Source organism: Aliiroseovarius sp. D2-2 (genome assembly GCF_055809455.1).
This window is the reverse complement of record NZ_CM147913.1, coordinates 1,130,450-1,150,343: the sequence shown is the minus strand read 5'-3', so window position 1 is coordinate 1,150,343 and position 19,894 is coordinate 1,130,450. Positions and strand designations below refer to the sequence as shown.

Annotated in this window: 21 protein-coding genes, 1 tRNA gene and 2 pseudogenes; 15 read left to right on the top strand and 9 right to left on the bottom strand. The window is 57.1% G+C overall.

From position 1 onward, the window contains the following. Positions 1–52 precede the first annotated feature (52 nt). Positions 53–640: an imidazoleglycerol-phosphate dehydratase HisB gene (gene hisB / locus AC0L6A_RS05670; protein WP_473292763.1), complete on the top strand. Its 588-nt coding sequence runs from the start codon at positions 53–55 to the stop codon at positions 638–640. 24 nt (positions 641–664) lie between these two features. Then, positions 665–1,303, top strand: a complete 639-nt coding sequence (gene hisH / locus AC0L6A_RS05665; protein WP_473292762.1) for an imidazole glycerol phosphate synthase subunit HisH — start codon at positions 665–667, stop codon at positions 1,301–1,303. Positions 1,304–1,352: 49 nt separating this feature from the next. Here hisH and AC0L6A_RS05660 read toward each other — a convergent pair whose 3' ends face one another. Further along, positions 1,353–1,736, bottom strand: coding sequence for a DUF2147 domain-containing protein (locus tag AC0L6A_RS05660; RefSeq protein ID WP_473292760.1), 384 nt, complete (start codon positions 1,734–1,736; stop codon positions 1,353–1,355). Positions 1,737–1,875: 139 nt separating this feature from the next. On the opposite strand from AC0L6A_RS05660, the gene hisA reads away from it, so the two are divergent. From hisA to AC0L6A_RS05640, 4 genes are read left to right on the top strand one after another with little or no spacing between them, the layout of a single operon-like run. Beyond that, a complete protein-coding gene (gene hisA, locus AC0L6A_RS05655; RefSeq protein WP_473292759.1) occupies positions 1,876–2,601 on the top strand; it encodes a 1-(5-phosphoribosyl)-5-[(5-phosphoribosylamino)methylideneamino]imidazole-4-carboxamide isomerase in 726 nt (241 codons plus the stop codon). A 1-nt stretch (position 2,602) separates the two neighbouring features. Beyond that, complete coding sequence (locus AC0L6A_RS05650; protein WP_473292758.1) at positions 2,603–3,079, top strand: DUF2867 domain-containing protein; 477 nt, start codon at positions 2,603–2,605, stop codon at positions 3,077–3,079. Between the two features lie 30 nt (positions 3,080–3,109). Then, complete coding sequence (gene hisF, locus AC0L6A_RS05645; RefSeq protein WP_473292757.1) at positions 3,110–3,907, top strand: imidazole glycerol phosphate synthase subunit HisF; 798 nt, start codon at positions 3,110–3,112, stop codon at positions 3,905–3,907. After that, positions 3,904–4,212 (top strand): phosphoribosyl-ATP diphosphatase, encoded by a 309-nt coding sequence (locus AC0L6A_RS05640; RefSeq protein WP_473292756.1) that lies wholly within the window; start codon positions 3,904–3,906, stop codon positions 4,210–4,212. Before hisF ends, AC0L6A_RS05640 begins: the two co-directional genes overlap by 4 nt. A 38-nt stretch (positions 4,213–4,250) precedes the next feature. On the opposite strand, the gene AC0L6A_RS05635 is transcribed toward AC0L6A_RS05640, so the two are convergent. The 3 genes and pseudogenes from AC0L6A_RS05635 to rlmB form a co-directional block, all read right to left on the bottom strand. Next, positions 4,251–4,694 (bottom strand): CoA-binding protein, encoded by a 444-nt coding sequence (locus AC0L6A_RS05635; protein WP_473292755.1) that lies wholly within the window; start codon positions 4,692–4,694, stop codon positions 4,251–4,253. 206 nt (positions 4,695–4,900) lie between these two features. Then, a complete protein-coding gene (locus AC0L6A_RS05630) occupies positions 4,901–5,368 on the bottom strand; it encodes a YHS domain-containing (seleno)protein (protein WP_473292754.1) in 468 nt (155 codons plus the stop codon). A 73-nt stretch (positions 5,369–5,441) separates the two neighbouring features. Continuing rightward, positions 5,442–6,225: pseudogene (rlmB, locus tag AC0L6A_RS05625) on the bottom strand (23S rRNA (guanosine(2251)-2'-O)-methyltransferase RlmB). A gap of 160 nt (positions 6,226–6,385) precedes the next feature. Here rlmB and AC0L6A_RS05620 point away from each other — a divergent pair. Continuing rightward, positions 6,386–6,469 (top strand) — tRNA-Tyr (locus tag AC0L6A_RS05620). A gap of 65 nt (positions 6,470–6,534) precedes the next feature. Here the strand turns inward: AC0L6A_RS05620 and AC0L6A_RS05615 are convergent. Next, positions 6,535–7,657, bottom strand: a pseudogene (locus AC0L6A_RS05615) (aminodeoxychorismate synthase component I). Positions 7,658–7,770: 113 nt separating this feature from the next. Next, positions 7,771–8,223, bottom strand: a complete 453-nt coding sequence (gene hpaR, locus AC0L6A_RS05610; protein WP_473292752.1) for a homoprotocatechuate degradation operon regulator HpaR — start codon at positions 8,221–8,223, stop codon at positions 7,771–7,773. 106 nt (positions 8,224–8,329) lie between these two features. Here hpaR and hpaE point away from each other — a divergent pair, with 106 nt between their 5' ends. From hpaE to modC, 7 genes are all read left to right on the top strand, one after another. Continuing rightward, a complete protein-coding gene (hpaE, locus tag AC0L6A_RS05605; protein ID WP_473292751.1) occupies positions 8,330–9,838 on the top strand; it encodes a 5-carboxymethyl-2-hydroxymuconate semialdehyde dehydrogenase in 1,509 nt (502 codons plus the stop codon). Positions 9,839–9,892: 54 nt separating this feature from the next. Then, positions 9,893–10,735, top strand: a complete 843-nt coding sequence (gene hpaD, locus AC0L6A_RS05600; protein WP_473292750.1) for a 3,4-dihydroxyphenylacetate 2,3-dioxygenase — start codon at positions 9,893–9,895, stop codon at positions 10,733–10,735. Positions 10,736–10,750: 15 nt separating this feature from the next. Then, positions 10,751–11,605, top strand: a complete 855-nt coding sequence (locus tag AC0L6A_RS05595; RefSeq protein WP_473292748.1) for a fumarylacetoacetate hydrolase family protein — start codon at positions 10,751–10,753, stop codon at positions 11,603–11,605. Further along, positions 11,602–12,402, top strand: coding sequence for a 2-oxo-hept-4-ene-1,7-dioate hydratase (hpaH, locus tag AC0L6A_RS05590; RefSeq protein ID WP_473292747.1), 801 nt, complete (start codon positions 11,602–11,604; stop codon positions 12,400–12,402). The genes AC0L6A_RS05595 and hpaH overlap by 4 nt, the downstream gene beginning before the upstream one ends. 81 nt (positions 12,403–12,483) lie before the next feature. Then, positions 12,484–13,278 carry a molybdate ABC transporter substrate-binding protein gene (gene modA, locus AC0L6A_RS05585; protein ID WP_473292745.1) on the top strand — a complete coding sequence of 265 codons (795 nt, stop codon included), beginning with the start codon at positions 12,484–12,486 and terminating at the stop codon, positions 13,276–13,278. After that, positions 13,275–13,967, top strand: coding sequence for a molybdate ABC transporter permease subunit (gene modB, locus AC0L6A_RS05580; protein WP_473292743.1), 693 nt, complete (start codon positions 13,275–13,277; stop codon positions 13,965–13,967). The genes modA and modB overlap by 4 nt, the downstream gene beginning before the upstream one ends. After that, on the top strand, positions 13,964–15,064 hold the full coding sequence (gene modC, locus AC0L6A_RS05575; protein ID WP_473292742.1) for a molybdenum ABC transporter ATP-binding protein: 1,101 nt from the start codon (positions 13,964–13,966) through the stop codon (positions 15,062–15,064). Before modB ends, modC begins: the two co-directional genes overlap by 4 nt. 6 nt (positions 15,065–15,070) lie before the next feature. Here modC and AC0L6A_RS05570 read toward each other — a convergent pair whose 3' ends face one another. The 3 genes from AC0L6A_RS05570 to AC0L6A_RS05560 form a co-directional block, all read right to left on the bottom strand. After that, the gene (locus AC0L6A_RS05570) at positions 15,071–16,372 is read right to left on the bottom strand and encodes an NAD(P)/FAD-dependent oxidoreductase (protein ID WP_473292740.1); all 1,302 of its coding nucleotides are present in this window, start codon (positions 16,370–16,372) and stop codon (positions 15,071–15,073) included. A 54-nt stretch (positions 16,373–16,426) separates the two neighbouring features. After that, the gene (locus AC0L6A_RS05565) at positions 16,427–17,821 is read right to left on the bottom strand and encodes an aspartate aminotransferase family protein (RefSeq protein WP_473292739.1); all 1,395 of its coding nucleotides are present in this window, start codon (positions 17,819–17,821) and stop codon (positions 16,427–16,429) included. A gap of 139 nt (positions 17,822–17,960) precedes the next feature. After that, complete coding sequence (locus AC0L6A_RS05560) at positions 17,961–18,626, bottom strand: GntR family transcriptional regulator (protein ID WP_473293387.1); 666 nt, start codon at positions 18,624–18,626, stop codon at positions 17,961–17,963. Between the two features lie 151 nt (positions 18,627–18,777). Here AC0L6A_RS05560 and AC0L6A_RS05555 point away from each other — a divergent pair, with 151 nt between their 5' ends. Then, positions 18,778–19,863 carry a polyamine ABC transporter substrate-binding protein gene (locus AC0L6A_RS05555; protein ID WP_473292738.1) on the top strand — a complete coding sequence of 362 codons (1,086 nt, stop codon included), beginning with the start codon at positions 18,778–18,780 and terminating at the stop codon, positions 19,861–19,863. Positions 19,864–19,894 lie beyond the last annotated feature (31 nt).

The window sequence follows — 19,894 nt, the reverse complement described above, 5'->3', positions numbered from 1 at the left end:
CGCCACTGCGTTCCCCCCCTATAAGGAGCGCAGTTAGAAGAAGGATGACCTGATGCGGCGTGCCACGATCACTCGTAAAACCGCGGAGACCGCGATCTCGGTTGAGCTAAATCTCGACGGGACCGGACAATACGACAACCAGACTGGCGTGGGGTTCTTTGACCACATGCTGGACCAGTTATCGCGCCACTCGCTGATCGATATGACGATTCGCGCCGAAGGGGATCTGCACATCGACGACCACCACACAGTCGAGGACACTGGCATTGCCATCGGGCAAGCCCTTGTCGAGGCACTTGGTGATAAAAAGGGCATCCGTCGCTACGGCGAATGCCACCTGCCGATGGATGACGCGCAGGTGCGTGCGGCGCTGGATCTGTCAGCCCGCCCGTTCCTGATCTGGAATGTGGAATTTGCCGCCCCCAAGATTGGCGCCTTCGACACAGAGCTGGTGCGCGAGTTCTTCCAAGCCCTTGCGACCCATGGCGGCATCACGCTGCATATCGACCAAATTCACGGCTTCAACGCCCACCACGTGGCCGAGGCCGCGTTCAAGGCTGTGGCGCGCGCGTTGCGTGTTGCTGTTGAAACCGATCCGCGCAAGGCGGACGCAATTCCATCGACCAAGGGTGCGCTTTAAAGCGCATCCGACCCGGAGACCAACATGCTGACCGTGATCATCGACTATGACAGCGGCAACCTGCACTCGGCCGAAAAAGCGTTTCAACGCATGGCGGCGGAAACGAATGCAGGTGACGTGATTGTATCCACCAAGCCCGAAGACGTGGCCCGCGCCGACCGGATCGTCTTGCCCGGCGACGGGGCTTTCCCGGCCTGCCGTCAACAACTGTCCGACCATCGCGGCATCTATGAAGCGCTGGAAGAAGCTGTGATCCAACAGGGCCGCCCCTTCATGGGAATCTGCGTGGGCATGCAAATGTTGGCGACCGTCAGTCACGAGTATCAAGACACGGACGGGTTTGACTGGATCAAGGGCCATGTGCGCAAGGTCACTCCGGCTGATCCCACGTTTAAAGTGCCCCATATGGGCTGGAACGATCTGGTGATCGACAGCGATCACCCTGTGCTGGACGGCGTGAAAACCGGCGACCACGCCTATTTCGTGCACTCCTACCACTTCGTAGTCGACAATGCGGACGAACGGCTGGCGTATTGTGACTATGCAGGCGACATCACAGCAATCGTTGGCCGTGACAACCTAATCGGTATGCAGTTTCACCCGGAAAAAAGCCAAGCCGCCGGGCTGCGCATGATTGCGAATTTCCTAAACTGGACACCGTAAACAAAAAAGGGCGCCATACTCGGCGCCCTTCGTCGTTATGGAGCACTCGTTACTTGATCCGTGACCATGTTTGTTTCTTACAAATCGGCCCGACACAACCTGCAACCTTCAAAGTCGTTCCTTTGAGGGTCATTTTTGATTTGTAGACCTTACCCGTCGAGGGTTGCCAAATCTTGCCACCTGAATACTTGCCACCGCCATTTGGGCTCATGTCCCAAACCAGTTGTTTGCCAATATTCGGCGTACTGATCTCTCCGCTAGAATCAAACGCTTTAGAAATCACGCCACAAAGCGCCGTACCACATTGTGAAAATGTGACATGTGCATAGGCACCGTCATCTACCTGTGTTTTCCACACGCCCAGTACCGGATCGGCCATCGCAGGCCCGGCCAGACCAACTGCCAGCGCTGCCGCTGCAATCACTCGTTTCATAGTTACCTCCCTGTTTTGCGGTTATCCTGACGTCCTCGACGTCGCTGTGGCAAGTGTGACGTCACGGGAGGTCTTGCTTGGCTTTCCCCCTTGTCCATGTAAAAAGCAGCGCAATCGACAGCTTAACGGAGCGCTTGCCATGATCCTCTATCCTGCCATCGACCTGAAAGACGGCCAATGCGTGCGCCTTTTGCGCGGAGAAATGGAAGAAGCGACCGTATTCAACGACAACCCAGCAGCGCAAGCGCGGGCATTTCAGGACGCGGGCTGTGAATGGATTCACCTTGTTGACCTGAACGGTGCTTTTGCGGGTGAACCGGTGAACGGAAGCGCGGTCGAGGCCATTCTTGGCGCGATCGACGTGCCTGCCCAATTGGGCGGCGGCATCCGCGACATGGCAACGATTGAAGGTTGGATCGAAAAGGGCCTAAGCCGCGTGATCCTTGGAACCGTGGCCGTGGAAAACCCCGATCTTGTCCGCGAAGCTGCCCGCGCTTTCCCCGGCAAAGTTGCCGTGGGCATTGATGCGCGCGACGGGCGCGTCGCCACCAAAGGCTGGGCTGAAGAAACCGACGTGATGGTCACCGATCTTGCGAAATCATTTGAGGACGCAGGCGTCGCGGCCATTATCTATACCGACATCAACCGCGATGGCGCGATGCAGGGCCCGAATGTCGAGGCGACGGCCGATCTGGCGCGTGCCGTTTCTATTCCCGTGATCGCGAGCGGAGGCGTTAGCTCTCTGGCTGATCTGCGCGCGTTGAAAAGCTGCGGTGCGCCGCTGGACGGAGCCATCTCGGGCCGCGCGCTTTATGATGGCGCGATTGATTTGAAAGAGGCCCTAGGGGTCTTAAAAAGCGCATAAGATGGGCCGGGTTCGCACGACACCCCTGCCCCGGACATCAAAGCTTTGGGACAGTTTCGCCAAAGGTGACTTCATCGATGGCTATGCGGTGACCAGCCCCCTAGCGGTAAAAGAGGCGTTGCAAGTTGGGTTGACCCTACCGACTTGGGCTATGGCGCTTTTGAAAATTCGCAATCGCATTCTGTCGCCTTTTGGGTTCAAAACGCAGATCGACAGCGGCTATGTGGACAGTATCTTCCCGCTTGTCTTCGAAGATGAGAACGAGGTCATCGTGGGCACCGATGACTGGCACCAAGACTTCCGTATCTCGGTCTACAAATCCCACGATACAATTCATATGTCGACTTGGGTGCATCGCCACAATCTGGCCGGCTACATCTATCTTGCTATGGTTATGCCGTTTCACATCCTGATCGTGCGCGACGCCATGCGGCGCATCGCGCGCACGGCAATTGCACCTGAGGCGCAGGCGCAGTAAACACGAACCCGTCAAACAACCGAGGGCACAATGCTCAAGACCCGTATCATTCCCTGTCTCGACGTGGCCGAAGGCCGCACAGTGAAAGGCGTCAACTTCGTCGACTTGATCGACGCAGGCGACCCGGTGGAACAAGCGCGCGCCTATGACGCCGCTGGGGCGGATGAACTGTGCTTCCTCGACATCAAAGCGACCCACGAAAACCGTGGCACCATGTTTGATCTGGCCACGCGCACGGCTGAACAATGCTTTATGCCGCTGACCATTGGTGGCGGTGTGCGCGCGCCTGAAGACGTGCGCGACCTGCTTCTGGCGGGCGCGGACAAGGTCAGCTTTAACTCGGCCGCAGTGGCAGACCCGGATGTAATCGCGCGCTCTGCGGATCGTTTTGGTAGTCAGTGCATCGTCGTGGCCATTGATGCCAAGACCATCGGGCATGACGCGGATGGCACCCCCAACAAATGGGGTATTTTCACCCACGGCGGACGCAAAGCCGCTTTGGACGCCGACGGCAACCCGATTGACGCGGTCGAGTTTGCCAAACTGATGGAAACCAAGGGCGCAGGCGAGATCCTGTTGACCTCGATGGACCGCGACGGCACCCGCGCAGGCTTCAACCTGCCCCTGACCCGCGCCATTTCAGACGCGGTGCATGTGCCGGTGATTGCATCCGGGGGCGTTGGAAATCTGGACCACCTTGTGGAGGGTGTGACTGAAGGCGGCGCAAGCGCTGTGTTGGCCGCGTCAATCTTCCACTTCGGCGATTATACAATTCGCGAGGCCAAGGAACACATGGCCGCCGCAGGCATTCCGATGAGGCTGACATGAGCATTCTAGAGCAACTCGCAGCGACCATTGAGGGACGCAAATCCGCTGACCCTGACAGCAGCTGGACGGCCAAACTGCTGGCTAAAGGCCCAGAAAAATGCGCCGAGAAATTCGGAGAAGAGGCGGTCGAAGCCATAATCGCTGCTGTGAAGAACGACCGCGAGAACCTGACAGCCGAAGCCGCAGATGTGCTCTATCACCTTCTGGTCATGCTTGCCGCACGCGACGTGAAACTGACGGATGTTATGGCCGAGCTTGAGCGTCGCGAAGGCACATCAGGCATCGCCGAGAAGGCCGCGCGCTAGGGCTGCTTTCCCCGGCCACTCTGTCCAGAGTCATTGATTTACCCAACCAGCGCACCGTCCCCGATCAGACGTGGGTATTCAATTGCTGGGCAGCGATCTTCCACGACCTCGATCCCACGTGCTTCGGCCTTTGTGCGGGCGGCTGCGTTGAATATCTCCAACTGCATCCAGACGGTGCGGAGGTTCGGCAGCGTTTCAAGCGCCTCATCCACAATCGGCTCGATGGTTTCAGAGCGGCGGAAAAGGTCGATCATGTCAGTCTCGGCAGGAAGGTCCGCGACCGAAGCCACAACCGTTTCGCCAAACATTTCTTGCCCTGCCAACCCCGGGTTCACCCCAATCACGCGATAGCCTTTGCGGGTCAGGAACCCGGCCACGCGATGGCTTGCCCGTTCAGGTTTGTGGGACAACCCGACAAGACCAATCACACGGGTCGTTGTCAGGATTTGCTTAAGGCGGGTATCGATATCTGATTGAGTCAATATTCTGCACTTATGCCCCCAACGCATCATTTCCAAGCCCGCAAAAGAAAAAGCGCCCAGAGAAAAATCTCCGGGCGCAGTTGGTGGAACGAGGGACAGTGAATAGAGGTTTCAGGCGTTCCACAGCCTGGCCTCTGTCAAACAGGTATGTCGCCTCGGCGGGATTGGAAGGTCTGGTAAAACACTTGTGATCCCCCCGTGACGCGTCAGGCCGAAAGAATGCCAGGCCAGTTGGCGATCCCCTTTTCGATGTTGCCCGGCACATCCTGCAACCAAAGTTCGCGCGCACGCAGGCTGAAATTCAGGTAAAGCTTGTCCTCAAAGATGGTCCAAGCTTCAGGCACCGTTGGGGCGATGTAGCCCTTGCTGGCCGCATAGGCGCAGTACCCACCAAACTGCGGGGCGTATTTCGCAGGGTCTGCGGTGAACATGTCGCGGGTTTCAGCACTTGAGAACAGGACCGTTGCGCCGTCGTATTCCAGCGAGAACTCAGCCACGCCGGGCGTCGGTGCGCCTTTGGTGAAATAGGCCACCGGATCATGGCCATCCCACGCAATGCCATCTTCCGAATAGACGGGCGGGCTGGCCGCAAATGCAGGGCAGGTCAAAAGCGTTGTGCCCAAGGGGAGGGCAACAAGTCCGGTTAATACGCGGCGGCGGGTAATATGCGTCATTAGGGTCTCCTTTCGGTTTCCCCTAATCTGCGTTCAATCCCGATGTATTACAGCCCCCTGCACGGGGAGTTGATCACCGCGTGAGCCGGGTGGCGTACAATGCAACGGCCGCGGCGTTGGACACATTCAACGACCCAAAGTCGCGCGCGAATGGGATCTTGACCAGCGCGTCACAGGTCGCTTTGGTCTTTTCACGCAAGCCCGGCCCTTCGGCCCCCATGACCAACGCCACCGGAGCATCTGGACGGGCAGCAAGTGCTTGTTCGATGGTCTCATCCGCCTCGCCATCCATGCCAAGCAGAACAAAACCCATATTGCGCAGTTCAGTCATCGTGTCGGCAAGATTGCGCACGCGGAGGTAGGGCTGACGCTCAAGCGCGCCCGACGCGGTCTTAGCCAAGGCTCCGGTTTCAGGAGCGGAATCCGTGTTTTGTGCCAATCACCGCACTTGCGCCGAACACCTCGGACGAACGCAGGATCGCGCCAACATTGTGAGGGTCGGTCACGCGATCAAGCAGCACCACAACAGGCATTTTCCCTTCGCCACCCAATACACGCGTGGCAAAGTCACCCCAGTTCAATGGCTTCACCTCAAGGGCTGCGCCTTGGTGCACGGAATTGGGATCAAGGGGGGCTGGAAACTTGCGCGGATCGGCCATTTCGGGGGTCATGCCGGATGCCTCGATCGCGTCCGCCAACTTGTCGGCGGCGTTTTTCGTGACAATCAGCTTAAGCTTTTCACGCTCTGGGTTCACCAGCGCATCACGCACCGCATGAAGCCCAAAAAGCCACACAGTTTCAGACGCAGCTTTTCGCTTCGCCTGCTCTTTTCCTACAACCCATTTTGGCTTTTTCATAACGCGATCCGTCCATCCACTGATCTGCCTTTTCACAAGGCCCGGACAATGCGCCAAGCGCCCGGCCGAGACAAGTGCATTTGGGTGATTTTTCATATTGACGCGCCCCGCCCGTCGCGATACTCAGCCCCACGTTCGGCGCAGTTTGCGCAGGAAAAGTGGGCGACAGGCCGCAAGGTGTGGCAGGGGACTGTAACTCCCTCGAGGCGACTCACGCCTGGTTCGATTCCAGGGTCGCCCACCATTTCCTACCGATGCGAGTTCTTCTGGAAAATCAAAGCACTAGACGCAGGTTGATTTGGATTCTTCTTAGAATTCCGTGTCCAACTGGCTGGCAAATCTAGCCTTCCACAGTGCTTCTTCGTATTCCGAGGCAGCGGTGCTGTCATATACCAAACCGCCCCCAACATTTAGCGTTACATCTTCGTCGTCCAGCATCAACGTACGGATTGCCACGTTGAATTCCGATCGCCCGTCTGGGGCCATCCAACCGATTGAGCCGCAGTAAATATCGCGGGGGTTGGGTTCCAGCTCTGCGATGACCTCCATCGCGCGCAATTTGGGCGCACCTGTGATGGACCCACACGGAAACAACGCGCGCAGGATGTCGGAAAGGCGGGTGCCCTTGTGCATTTGTCCCCGGATCAGCGACACCATCTGATGTACGGTTTCATAACTTTCCACGGTGAACAGCTCGGGCACATGAACGCTGCCGGGTTCGCAGAATCCGCGAGATATCGTTGCGCAAAAGATCCACGATCATCAGGTTTTCGGCTTGGTTTTTTTCGTCGCTTTTCAAGAATACCGCACGGGCGGCGTCTTCGACTGGATCGGCACTGCGTGGTTGCGTGCCTTTCATAGGGCGGGTCTCGATCGCGCCTCCAGCATCCGTGCGAAAGAACAGCTCGGGCGAGCGGGAAAGGATTGCAGGTAAACCCTCTGCCTGAACCAGCGCACCATATTGCACCGGCTGCAAACGGGTCAGCGCCTTATAGAGCGCATGTGCTTCCCCCTGCGCCTTCCCCCGGATTGGGAAGGTCAGATTTACCTGATAGGTATCACCCGCACAGATGTAGTCATGCACGCGCTGGAAGCCACGCGCATAGGTGTCAGCATCCCAATCAGGCGCCAGATCGGACAGCGCAGCGTGCCCAGGTTCAAGCCCGGCTGCGTCCTTGGGGCCATCATATAGACCAAACATCAAAAGCGGCAGGCGACGATCAGGTTTCAACAGCGGCTCAAGCCGAGGCTCCAAAGCGTATCCCAGCTCGTAACTTGCAAAACCCGCAAGCCACACACCGTTTTTCTGTGCTTGATCCAGCTGATCCAAAGCAGCGGGCACATCATCAAGCGTCCAAGCCACAATCTGATCGTGCGGAGCTGAAAACAGCCCAGCCGTACCATCGGGTCCGTGATCAAATCTGATGTCCACCTGCAAAGCCTCCGCTGCGGGTCACAGTTACAGTGTTGATGAATACAACTGCGGATGAAAGGCGGCGTTTGCAAGCCAGAATACGCCAGTTCACCTAGCGATAATCACGCACGCTACAGTTTCGCAGTTTGCAGTTTTTCCAGAAGGTCCAGCAAAAGCTTTGCTTCGTCCTGCCCCATATGGGCTTCGATCCGGGCGGCGATATCGTTGGCCACATGCAGGTTGTCGCGCACGATGTTACGGCCTTTGTCAGTGATCTGAACAAGCGTGCGGCGCTTGTCTGTGACGTCCGATTGGCGCGAGATTAGCCCGTCCGCCTCCATACCCCGTAAGATACGGGTCAGGCTTGGCAAAAGCAGGCAAGCCTCTTTCGCGATGGTGCTTTGCTCGACCTCTCCCAGCTCGTCCAGCGTGCGTAGGATGCGCCATTTCTGTTCAGTCAAACCTAGTTCGCCCAACATGTCACGGATTGGCTGCATGACAACTTCGCGCGCCCGCAAAAGCGAGATCGGAAGGGAACGGGATGTACTTGGAAAGGCCGGCTTGGCGGAAAAATCTTTGTTCATAATAGCAGTATAACAAGCCTGCGGAATTGAACAAAGCAACTATTGTTGACAGGTTCACCATTATTAATTAACATCGCAATTATTATCTGTGGTGAATGAGGGTCAAATGTCGAATCTGGACAGCAATATCAAGAAGCTTTCGGGGTATCTGGCGCGCTTTCGCGAGGATGGAATTCCAAACCGGATTGCAGGTGAAGATCGCGTTGGGTCTGCAGGTGTTTTTCAATCGACTTCGCCCGTCGACAAGTCAGTGATTTGTGAGGTCGCACGCGGAAATGAAGCGGACATAGATAGCGCCGCGAAAGCCGCTCACGCAGCCTTTGCCGGTTGGCGTGACATGCCCGCCACGGAACGACGCCGTATCCTGTTGAACGTGGCGGATGCGATCGAAGCCCGCGCCGAGGAAATCGCGCTGTGCGAATGCTGGGACACAGGCCAAACCATTCGCTTCATGTCGAAAGCCGCGCTGCGTGGGGCCGAGAACTTTCGTTATTTCGCCGATCAGGTGGTGCAGGCTCGTGACGGCCAACACCTGAAGTCCCCCACCCTGATGAATGTGACCAGCCGCACCCCCATCGGCCCGGTGGGTGTAATTACCCCGTGGAACACGCCCTTCATGCTATCCACTTGGAAGATCGCGCCCGCGCTGGCAGCGGGTTGCACAGTGGTACACAAACCGGCCGAGGACAGCCCCCTGACCGCCCGGCTTTTGGTGGAGATCGCCGAAGAAGCCGGCCTACCGCCGGGTGTTTTGAACACGGTTAACGGCTTTGGCCATGATGCGGGCAAAGCGCTGTGTGAACATAAGCTTATCCGCGCCATTGCCTTTGTTGGCGAAAGCCGCACCGGGTCTTTGATCACGAAACAAGGTGCCGACACGCACAAACGCAACCATTTGGAATTGGGCGGGAAAAACCCCGTGATCGTCTTTGATGATGCTGATCTGGATCGCGCTTTGGATGCGGTGATCTTTATGATCTATTCGATCAACGGCGAACGCTGCACATCATCGTCGCGCCTGTTTGTGCAAGACACGATCAAGGACAAATTCGAAGCAAAACTGGTCGAGCGGGTGAACAACATCAAGGTCGGCCACCCACTGGACCCAGCGACCGAGATCGGCCCCCTGGTGACCGAGGAACACTACAACAAAGTGACCTCGTATTTCGATATCGCAAAAGAAGACGGCGCGACGGTAGCTGCGGGTGGTGAAAAGGTCGGCGACGAAGGTTATTTCGTCCGCCCCACGCTATTCACCAATGCCACCAACAACATGCGCATCGCACGCGAAGAGATTTTCGGGCCAGTCCTGACCTCGATCCCATTTACGACCGAGGATGAAGCGCTCGCCATGGCCAATGACACCGAATACGGGCTGACCGGCTATGTCTGGACCAACGACCTGACCCGCGCGATGCGTTTCACAGACAAACTTGAGGCCGGCATGATCTGGGTGAACTCGGAAAACGTGCGCCACCTGCCGACTCCGTTCGGGGGGGTGAAAGCCTCGGGCATCGGCCGTGATGGCGGCGACTGGTCGTTCGATTTCTACATGGAGCAAAAACATGTCGGCTTCGCTACGGGCCAACACAAAATCATGCGGTTGGGTGCCTAAGCGCTCAACCCGTGTTAAGACTGAGACGCGCGACAACCAAGGGGAGGAGACCCAATGGGACAGATCGTTCAAGCTGCGAAAATCACCCATGTGCCAAGCATCTGGATGTCGCACACGATGGAGAAATATAAAGGCATCCGTCAGCCTGCTATTGATGGCTATGCCAAGCTCCGGCAGGACGCGATTGATCGCGAGGTCGACACGTTCTTGATCTTCGACACGCACTGGATCACCAATCAGGGGTTCCACCTGAACGCCAAGCCTCATCACAAGGGCCGCTTCATCAGCCACGAGCTGCCGCATATGCTGGCGGATATGGAATTTGACTATCAAGGCGATAGCGAGCTGGCACAAAGCATTCTAAGCGTTTTGGAAGAACGTGGCGAACGGGCCATGGGCCACGCGCAACCCGATCTGGGCATGGAATACGGCACGCTTCTGCCCATGCATTTCATCAACGAGGGTGTAAATGCCCGCGTGCTTCCTGTCGCAGTAAACCAGTTTTCGTCAATTGAAGAAAACCGTCGCTGGGGATCGGCCATTGCCGAAGGCATCAAACGGTCGAACCGCAAGGTCTCGGTCCTTGCATCTGGATCGATGAGCCATGATTTCACGCCCAACGAACGCTCGGTCGACGGGCTGAATTCTGTAAACGGAGAGTTCAACCGCCAGATGGACCTGCGCGTACTTGAGCTTTGGGAAAACGGCAAATGGGGCGAATTCCTCGATCTGCTTCCCGACTATGCGGTCAAATGCACCGGCGAATGCGCAATGAATGATACCGCACTGCTTTTCGGCGCCTTGGGCTGGAAGGACTACGAGGGCGAGATCGACATTTACACACCCTATTTCGGCAGCTCCGGAACCGGGCAGGCCAATATCAGCTTCTCGGTCTAATCCAAAGGAAACAACATGCGCTTTGCCACCTTCTCTGCTTCGGGCGAGACCTTTTTTGGTGCGATCACCGACGCGGGCGCGATAGCCCTGAATGGTGATTTCCCTTCGTTTTCAAGTCTTTACGAGGTCATTGAGGCGGGGGAATTTGACCAACTGGCCCAAGCGGCCACGGGCAAATCCGTCACCCATACTGATTTCACCTATGAGATGGTGATGCCGGATGCGCGGCGTATCCTTTGCGTCGGCGTGAATTTCCCCGACCGCAACGCAGAATACAAAGATGGCAGTGCGCAGCCGAAACACATGTCGCTTTTCCCACGCTTCGCCAGCGGCTTCACGGGCCATGGTCGCCCCCTGATCCGTCCGCCGGAAAACCACACGCTAGATTATGAAGGCGAAGTGGTAATTGTGATCGGCAAGACAGGGCGCCGCATCAAGGCGGAAGACGCCTATGACCACATCGCGGCGCTGACCTTGTGCAACGAAGGCACCATCCGCGATTGGGTGCGTCATGCGAAATTCAACGTGACCCAAGGCAAGAACTGGGATCGTTCGGGGGCCATTGGACCATGGCTGGTGCCCTTCACCGACGCCAAGCAACTGGATGACGCGCGCATTCAGACCCATGTGAACGGAGAGCTTCGTCAGGATGACACGCTGGATCGCATGATGTTCCCGATCCGCGAAGAGATCGCCTATATCTCGACGTTCATGACGCTGCAGCCAGGTGATATGATTGTAACCGGTACACCCACCGGCGCAGGGGCGCGGTTTGATCCGCCGAAATACCTTGCACCCGGTGATGTGGTTGAGGTTTCAGTTGATGGAATTGGCACATTGACCAACACCGTCGAGGACGAAACCCTATGACACCCGAAGATCACGCCAAAGCTGCTGCTGATCTTCTGACGGCCGAAAAGACCGGCACCCAGATCGGCCTTTTGAGCAAACGCCACCCAGATATGGGCATGGATGATGCCTATCAGGTGCAGAACGCGATCTACCGCGCGAAGCTGGCCGAAGGTCGGCGCGTGATTGGTTGGAAGATCGGGTTGACCTCAAAAGCCATGCAATATGCGCTGAACATCGACATTCCAGACAGCGGCATTCTGTTTGATGACATGTTGTTTGAAACTGGGGCAACCGTACCTAAAGGGCGTTTCATACAACCCCGGATCGAGGCCGAGATTGCCTTTGTGATGAAGTCCCCCTTAGGCGGTGCCGATGTAACGCGCGATGATGTGATTGCGGCCACGGATTACGTCACTCCGTCCATTGAAATCCTCGACACGCGCATTGAACGTATTGATCCAGATACAGGCAAAACGCGCACTGTCTTCGATACGATTTCAGACAATGCGGCCAATGCAGGGATCGTCCTTGGTACCGAACGCCACGCCATTGACGCGCATGATCTGCGCTGGGTCGGCGCGCTGACCTTCCGAGATGGAGAGATCGAGGAAACCGGGCTGGGCGCAGGCGTTTTGAACGATCCGGTGGAAAGCGTGGTTTGGCTCGCGCGGCGCATGGCGCAATATGGACAGCGGATTGAAGCCGGACAGGTCATCTTGTCGGGAAGTTTCATCCGGCCCGTGGAATGCCCATCGGGCACCGACATTCACGCCGATTTCGGCCCGTTTGGGTCGGTTGATATCATCTTCGCCTAGTTCACCCAAATCGGGCGATATGTCGCCCGCAGTGCAAAACCCCTTGCTGCGGGGCCGCGCATCCCGTTATCTCGATCCGAGATGTTTTTAAGCGCCCCACGATATACCCCTCGTGCCCTTTTGGTCGCCCTGTTTTTGGGCGCATCAAGCCTGCCTTCCCTTGCCGATCGGATCACCATATTCGCAGCGGCCAGTTTGGGCGGCGCGCTGGATGATGTCGCGGCAGCTTTCAGCGACGAAACCGGACACGAGGTTGTCCTGTCTTATGCAGGGTCTTCTGTACTTGCGCGGCAAATTACACTGGGTGCGCCAGCAGACGTGTTTCTGTCCGCCAGCAATGACTGGATGGATGTGGTCGAGGACGCAGGCCTGTTGGCTGAAGGATCGCGCCGCAACTTTGTTGGAAACCGGCTGGTGTTGATTGCGCCGGCAAGCGCCACCTCTCCATCGGACCTACCAGCTAACCCTGATGCGTTCCTATCCGCGCTAGACGGCGGGAAGCTTGCTACGGCCTTGGTCGACGCCATTCCAGCTGGGCAATATGGAAAGTCCGCGTTTACGGCGTTGGGCTTGTGGAATGACGTTGAACCGCATCTGGTACAAACCGACAATGTTCGGGCGGCGCTGGCCCTGGTCGCATTGGGGGAGGCCCGTTTGGGAATCGTCTACGCGACGGATGCTGTGGCTGAACCGAAGGTACGTCGTGTGGCGGTACTGCCCAAATCCACCCATGCGCCTATCACCTATCCCGGAGCAGCCACGGCCAATGGCGACGTTAACACTTCCACAGCGTTTCTTGAGTTCCTCACTGCCTCCATTGCGCAGAACATCCTGATTAGCCATGGCTTCCTTCCAGCCGTAGAGGTGGCGCAATGAGCTGGCTAGGCCCAGAAGAATGGCAGGCCGTCGCTCTGTCGCTGAAGGTCGCCGGTTGGGCGACGATCCTGTCGCTGCCCTTCGCCATCTGGGTGGCGCATCTTCTGGCGCGGCACGATTTCCCCGGCAAGCAGATTGTGAACGGTCTGGTGCATTTGCCCCTGATCCTTCCGCCCGTTGTCACTGGCTATCTGTTGCTTCTGACCTTTGGAGGCTCCGCGCCCATAGGGGCGTTCCTGACGAAACTCGGCCTGCCGCTGGCGTTCCGCTGGACCGGTGCTGCCTTGGCCGCTGCGATCATGGGATTTCCTTTGATGGTTCGCGCAATCCGCCTGTCGATCGAGGCTGTGGACACCCGCCTTGAAGCCGCCGCCGCAACGCTCGGTGCGTCGCGGATGCAAGTGTTTACAACAGTCACCTTGCCGCTGGCCTTACCCGGTGTCATCGCAGGCGCAATCCTTGGCTTTGCCAAAGCGATGGGAGAGTTCGGCGCGACCATCACTTTTGTCGCCAACATACCCGGTGAAACCCGTACTCTACCGTCAGCCATCTACAGCTTCTTGCAGGTGCCTGGTGGGGAAAGCGCAGCTGTGCGGCTTGTGATGATCTCGGTCGTCATCGCCATGGGCGCATTGGTTGCGTCAGAGCTTCTTGCCCGCCGGGTCGCCAAACGGATGGAGGGCGCATGACACACCCAGCCCTTTCCGTTCAGCTTTCTGGCCAGCGCGATGGGTTCACGCTGGATGTCCGCTTTGATGCTCCGCCCGGATTGACCGTTCTTTTCGGCGCTTCCGGGTCGGGCAAAACAAGTGTGGTCAACGCGGTGGCCGGGCTGGATCGGCATGCATCTGGACGCGTTGCGCTTGGCAGCCATGTTTTGATGGACAGCGCGACCAATCTACACCTGCCCACACAGGATCGCCGCATCGGTTACATCTTTCAGGATGCACGTCTGTTTCCGCATATGAATGTGCGTCGCAATCTTGACTACGCACGCCGCATCGCGCGTTCGCCCCTCGACACTGCGGAATGGAACCGCGTGATTGATATGCTAGGTATCGGCCATCTGCTGGACCGGCGCACAGCCAATCTTTCGGGTGGGGAAAAACAGCGCGTTGCCATTGGCAGGGCATTGCTTGCAAAACCCAAATTGATCCTTGCAGACGAACCACTGGCCGCGCTGGACGAGGCACGCAAAGAAGAGATCCTGCCTTACTTCGAACGGCTGCGCGACGAAGGGGATGTGCCCGTGCTGTACGTCACCCATTCCGCAAGCGAAGTGGCCCGACTGGCCACAACAGTCGTCGCCTTGGATCAGGGTCACGTGGCCAGACAAGGCACCGCGGCAGATGTCCTAAGCGACCCGTCGTTCATCCCCGGTGATGTCCGGTCTGTCGGCGCTGTGATTGAGGCGCATGTGGTTACCCATCACGACGATGGGCTAACCGAGCTTGATGCGGGCGGCATCCCGCTGCACCTGCCCCGCATCGCACGCGATCCCGGCACGCGGCTTAGGGTACGCATCGCGGCCCAAGACGTGATCCTATCACGTGACAAACCGCAAGGGCTGTCCGCACTCAATTGCTTGCCGGGCACTGTGGACCAAGTACATTTGGGCGACGGGCCGGGCGCTGTTCTGTCGATCAAGACCCCCGCAGGCAGGATATTGGCGCGGATCACAAAGCGGTCGGTCAAGGCTATGGGCCTGACCGAAGATGTGCAGCTACATGCGATCATCAAAACGGTTGCGGTTGCGCCGGGGGATGTGGGCGGTCCAAAGGACTGACACGTCTTACAGCTTGTCGCGCATGCTGAACCACAGCATCGCCATCACTAAAAGCGGCCAACGCAGAGCGACACCGCCCGGGAAACGGGGTGTTGGAACCTGCGCCATCAAATCAAACCGTTCTGCCTGACCTGAAATCGCTTCGGCGACCATCTTGCCCCCAAGCGTTGCCATCGCAACCCCATGGCCAGAATAACCTGACGCCGAAAGCACATTGCCCTGAAGTCGCGCAAAATGCGGCATGCGATTCATCGTGATGCCCAGCGTGCCGCCCCATGCATAATCAATGCGCGTTTCTTTCAGTTGCGGATAAATCTCAAGCATCGGTTTGGACACAAGCTTTTTGATGTCTTTCGGAAACTTGTAGCCGTAGCTTTCCGCGCCGCCGAAAAGCATGCGATTGTCGTCAGACAATCGGAAATAGTTGATCACAAACTTGCTGTCCGCCACAGCATGCCCATCTCGGATCAGGGACTTGGCAAACGCCTCGTCCAGCGGTTCGGTTGCCAGAATGTAGTTGTTGATGGGCATGACACGCGCGGCGACGTGTTTTTGCGTGTTTCCAAGGTACCCATTGCAGCCCCAGACCAGATGACTTGCTCGGATCCGTGCGGCATTGGTGCGCACGGTGACGGTTGACCCTTCGCTGACATCCGTCACACGACTTGTTTCAAAGATACGCGCGCCAGCAGCAACCGCAGACTTTGCCATCCCAAAGGCCAGACGAAGTGGATGGGTGTGCCCCGCCCCCATATCCAAAGACCCGCCGTGATAGGCCGGAGACCCGCAAAGTTCGCGCATTTCATCGCGATCCACTGTGCGGATCAGGTCATAGTCATAGTCTTCATTTAGCTTTCGCACATAGTCGTGGTCTTCAGGCACATACCGCGCACGGTGCATCGCGTGGATGATACCGTCAGTGAACCCCGCATCCGGTGCGTGTTTGGCAACGATGTCGCGCACCAGCTGAACGCTTTCGCGAGCCATATTCCACAACTTGCGGGCATCGTCTTTGCCCACCATTTTTTCCAAATCGTCTTGATCAAGCCGTTGGCCCATTCCGACCTGGCCACCATTCCGCCCCGATGCGCCGAACCCAACGCGCTGGGCCTCTAGTAGAACAACGTCATAACCACGTTCAGCCAGATGGAGCGCGGCAGACAAGCCCGTAAAACCGCCGCCAACGATGCACACATCACAAGTTATGTCACCCTGAGCCGTAGGATACGGTCCCGGTGCATCCGCCGTCGCGGCATACCAAGATTGCGGATATTCTCCGTGCTGATCGTTGGCCGTTAACAGATCCATGTACCCTCCGAACGAAAACGGGGTCAGACCATGTGTCCAACCCCGCTTCTTTGTTTAGCCAGCGACCATCAGGCCCTTTTCTTTGACAACCTCATAGGCTTCGTCCAACGACTTACGGGCGCGATCGATCAGAATGTCGATTTCATCCGTCGTGATGACCAAAGGCGGCGAGATAATCATACGATCGCCCACGTGGCGCATGATCAGGTTGTTTGCAAAACAGCGCTCGCGAGTCAGGAAGCCCACAGTGCCAGGGTCCGACGCAAACGGGGCGCGTTTGGATTTGTCAGGCGTCAAAGCCAGTGACGCCATCATGCCGACGATCTTGGTTTCACCCACAAATGGATGGTCAGCCAACTCATTCCATTTCTTGGCCAGATAAGGCGCCGCTACGTCGCGCACATGCTCGACAATGCCGTCCTCTTCCATGATGCGAAGGTTTTCCAACGCAACCGCACAGGCCACTGGATGGCCCGAATAGGTGTAACCGTGGTTGAACTCGGTCCCGGCCAGAACTTCGGCCACTTTGTCGGACACGATCGAAGCGCCAATCGGCACATAGCCAGAGCTAAGACCCTTGGCGACAGTCATGATGTCGGGCGTCAGGTTCAGCGTTTCACTTCCGAACCAATTGCCAGTGCGACCAAAGCCGGTGATCACTTCGTCAACGATCAGAAGGATATCGTATTTCTTACAGATCCGTTGAATTTCAGCCCAATAACCGTCTGGTGCCACGATCACGCCACCTGCGCCCTGCACCGGTTCACCGATGAAGGCCGCAACTTTTTCAGGGCCGACTTCCTTGATCTTGGCTTCCAATTGTTGGGCACGTTCCATGCCGAACTCTTCGGGCGACATGTCGCCACCCTCGGCATACCAATGTGGTTGGTCGATGAATTCGATCCCCGGAATAGGCAGGCTGCCTTGCCCGTGCATGCCCTTCATGCCGCCCAGTGATGTGCCGCCAATGGTCGACCCGTGATAGGCATTCCAACGCGAGATGATCACATCGCGCTCTGGCTGGCCCTTTTCAGCCCAATAGGTGCGGACCATGCGGATGTTGGTGTCATTCGCGTCCGAGCCGCCATTGGCATAAAACACATGGTTCAGGTCACCCGGAGCCAATTGCGCCAATTTCTGAGCCAGCGCGATGGCGGGCACATGAGTCGTTTGGAAGAAGGTGTTGTAATACGGCAGCTCGCGCATCTGGCGGGCCGCCACTTCGGCCATGCTTTCATTGCCATAGCCGATGTTCACACACCACAGACCGGCCATCGCGTCGAGGACCTCTTCCCCTTCGCTATCTTTCAGCCAAATTCCATTGGCCGAAGTGATGATGCGCGCGCCCGATTGCGCCAGCTCTCCATCATTTGTGAACGGGTGCATATGGTGCGCGGCGTCGATGGCCTGCAGCTCGGCGGTCGGCAGGTGATTGGTGATCTTGTTCATCGCGGATCTCCTCGAAATCTTGGGTCGGACAGAACCACGCGGCGCGAGAATCACCCGCTTGACGTGGCCCGTCAAAAGCTGGGTTTACAATATGATCAAAAAATAGACTGTCAACGCATGACCTGCGATCTGATCAAATTCAGGTCGCCAACAAGGTCTCACGCACTTGGGCGATTCCCTGATCGATATCCTCGCGGATTGCTGCCGCGACACCATCGCCGTCACCCGCACGCATTGCTGCCATGGCTTCAGCATGTTTGTCGGGCAGATTGGCCGTGCCATACCGCCCCAAAACAACGCGCAGCGACGGTCCAGCGCGCAGCCACAACATGTTGGCAATCGACGACAGGACCTCGGATCCAGCCAGATCATAAAGATACGCATGGAAGCGATAGTTGTGCTCAAGATATCCGCGCACATCACCTTGGTCGATAGCTGCATTTAGCAGATCGTCGTAAGAAACTAGTCTCCCAAGCGCTTCAGAGCCTATGTTTTCTGTGGCTTTACGTGCCAGTTCCGGCTCTACGGATAGTCGCACGAACGCTATATCGTTCCACTGTTCCAGATCCGGTTGCGGCACAGATACGCGGCGATTGCCCTTAAATTCCAACGCCCCTTCCGACGTCAAACGTCGGATCGCTTCACGTACGGGGGTCATGCCCACGTCCAATGTGGCAACCAATCCCTGAATGGTGACTGGTTGTCCCGGAGCCAATTCCCCGAATAGAATCATTTCCCGCAGCTGGCGGTAAACCCGCTGGTGATCTGGCAATTTCGCTTGGCGATCTGACAAGTTTTCCCCCATCGTTACTAATGCTTTGCCATTTCCGGCCCCAAAGATAGTCTTTGAAAGCAATCTACTATGGCTTACGCAATTTTACCATATTGCGCGACTCGCCATTTTTTGATCAAATGTCGCAAATGGGCTTGCTGCCCCAAACAGGGAGAGAATGCGAATGAAGAAGACTTGGCTCTTGATGAGTGCCGCTTTGGTTATGGGTGCCACCACCGCCCAAGCCGAAGAAGTGCGCGTGTATAACTGGTCGGATTATATCGACGAGGAACTGCTGACGAAATTCGAAGAAGAAACCGGGATCGAACTGATCTACGACGTTTTCGATTCTAACGAAGTTCTGGAAACTAAGATGCTTGCCGGTGGGTCAGGTTACGATGTCGTTGTTCCGTCCGGAACCTTCTTGCAACGTCAGATCACCGCTGGTGCCTTCCAGCCGCTTGACCTGTCGAAACTGTCCAACCACAGCAACATGTGGGACGTGATCGCCAGCCGGACAGCCAAGTATGATCCTGAGAACGCTTATTCGATCAACTACATGTGGGGCACCACTGGGATCGGCGTAAACATGGGCAAAGTGACGGAAGCGTTGGGGGAAGACGCGCCGATCGACAGCCTTGCTTTGATTTTTGACCCAGCCAACATGGAAAAGCTGGCATCATGCGGCGTGCACATTCTGGATGCCCCGGCAGAAATCATTCCGGCCGCACTGGCCTATCTGGGTGAAGACCCCGACAGCCACGACCCGGACGTGATTGCGAAAACCGAGCCGATCCTGTCGGCCATCGCACCCTATGTGCAAAAGTTCCACAGCTCGGAATACATCAATGCATTGGCAAATGGCGACATCTGTGTGGCCGTTGGTTGGTCTGGCGATGTTCTGCAAGCCCGCGACCGCGCTGCTGAAGCTGAAAATGGCGTCGAGATCGCCTACAACGCCGCCAAAGAAGGCTCGTTGATGTGGTTCGACCAGATGGCCATTCCGGCTGACGCACAAAACCCAGATGCCGCTCATAAGTTCCTGGACTTCATTATGGACGAGCACAACATGGCAGCGGCGTCGAACTATGTTTACTACGCCAATGGCAATGAAGCTTCGCAAGCGCATCTGGAAGAGGACGTGATCGGCGATCCGGCGATCTATCCAACCGAAGAAGCCCTTGGTACGCTTTACACAACCACGCCTTATCCAGCGAAAGTCCAGCGCGTCGTCACGCGTCTGTGGACCAAAGTAAAGTCGGGCACCTAAGCCCGATCTCCCGCTCCCTCCGCGTAATCAT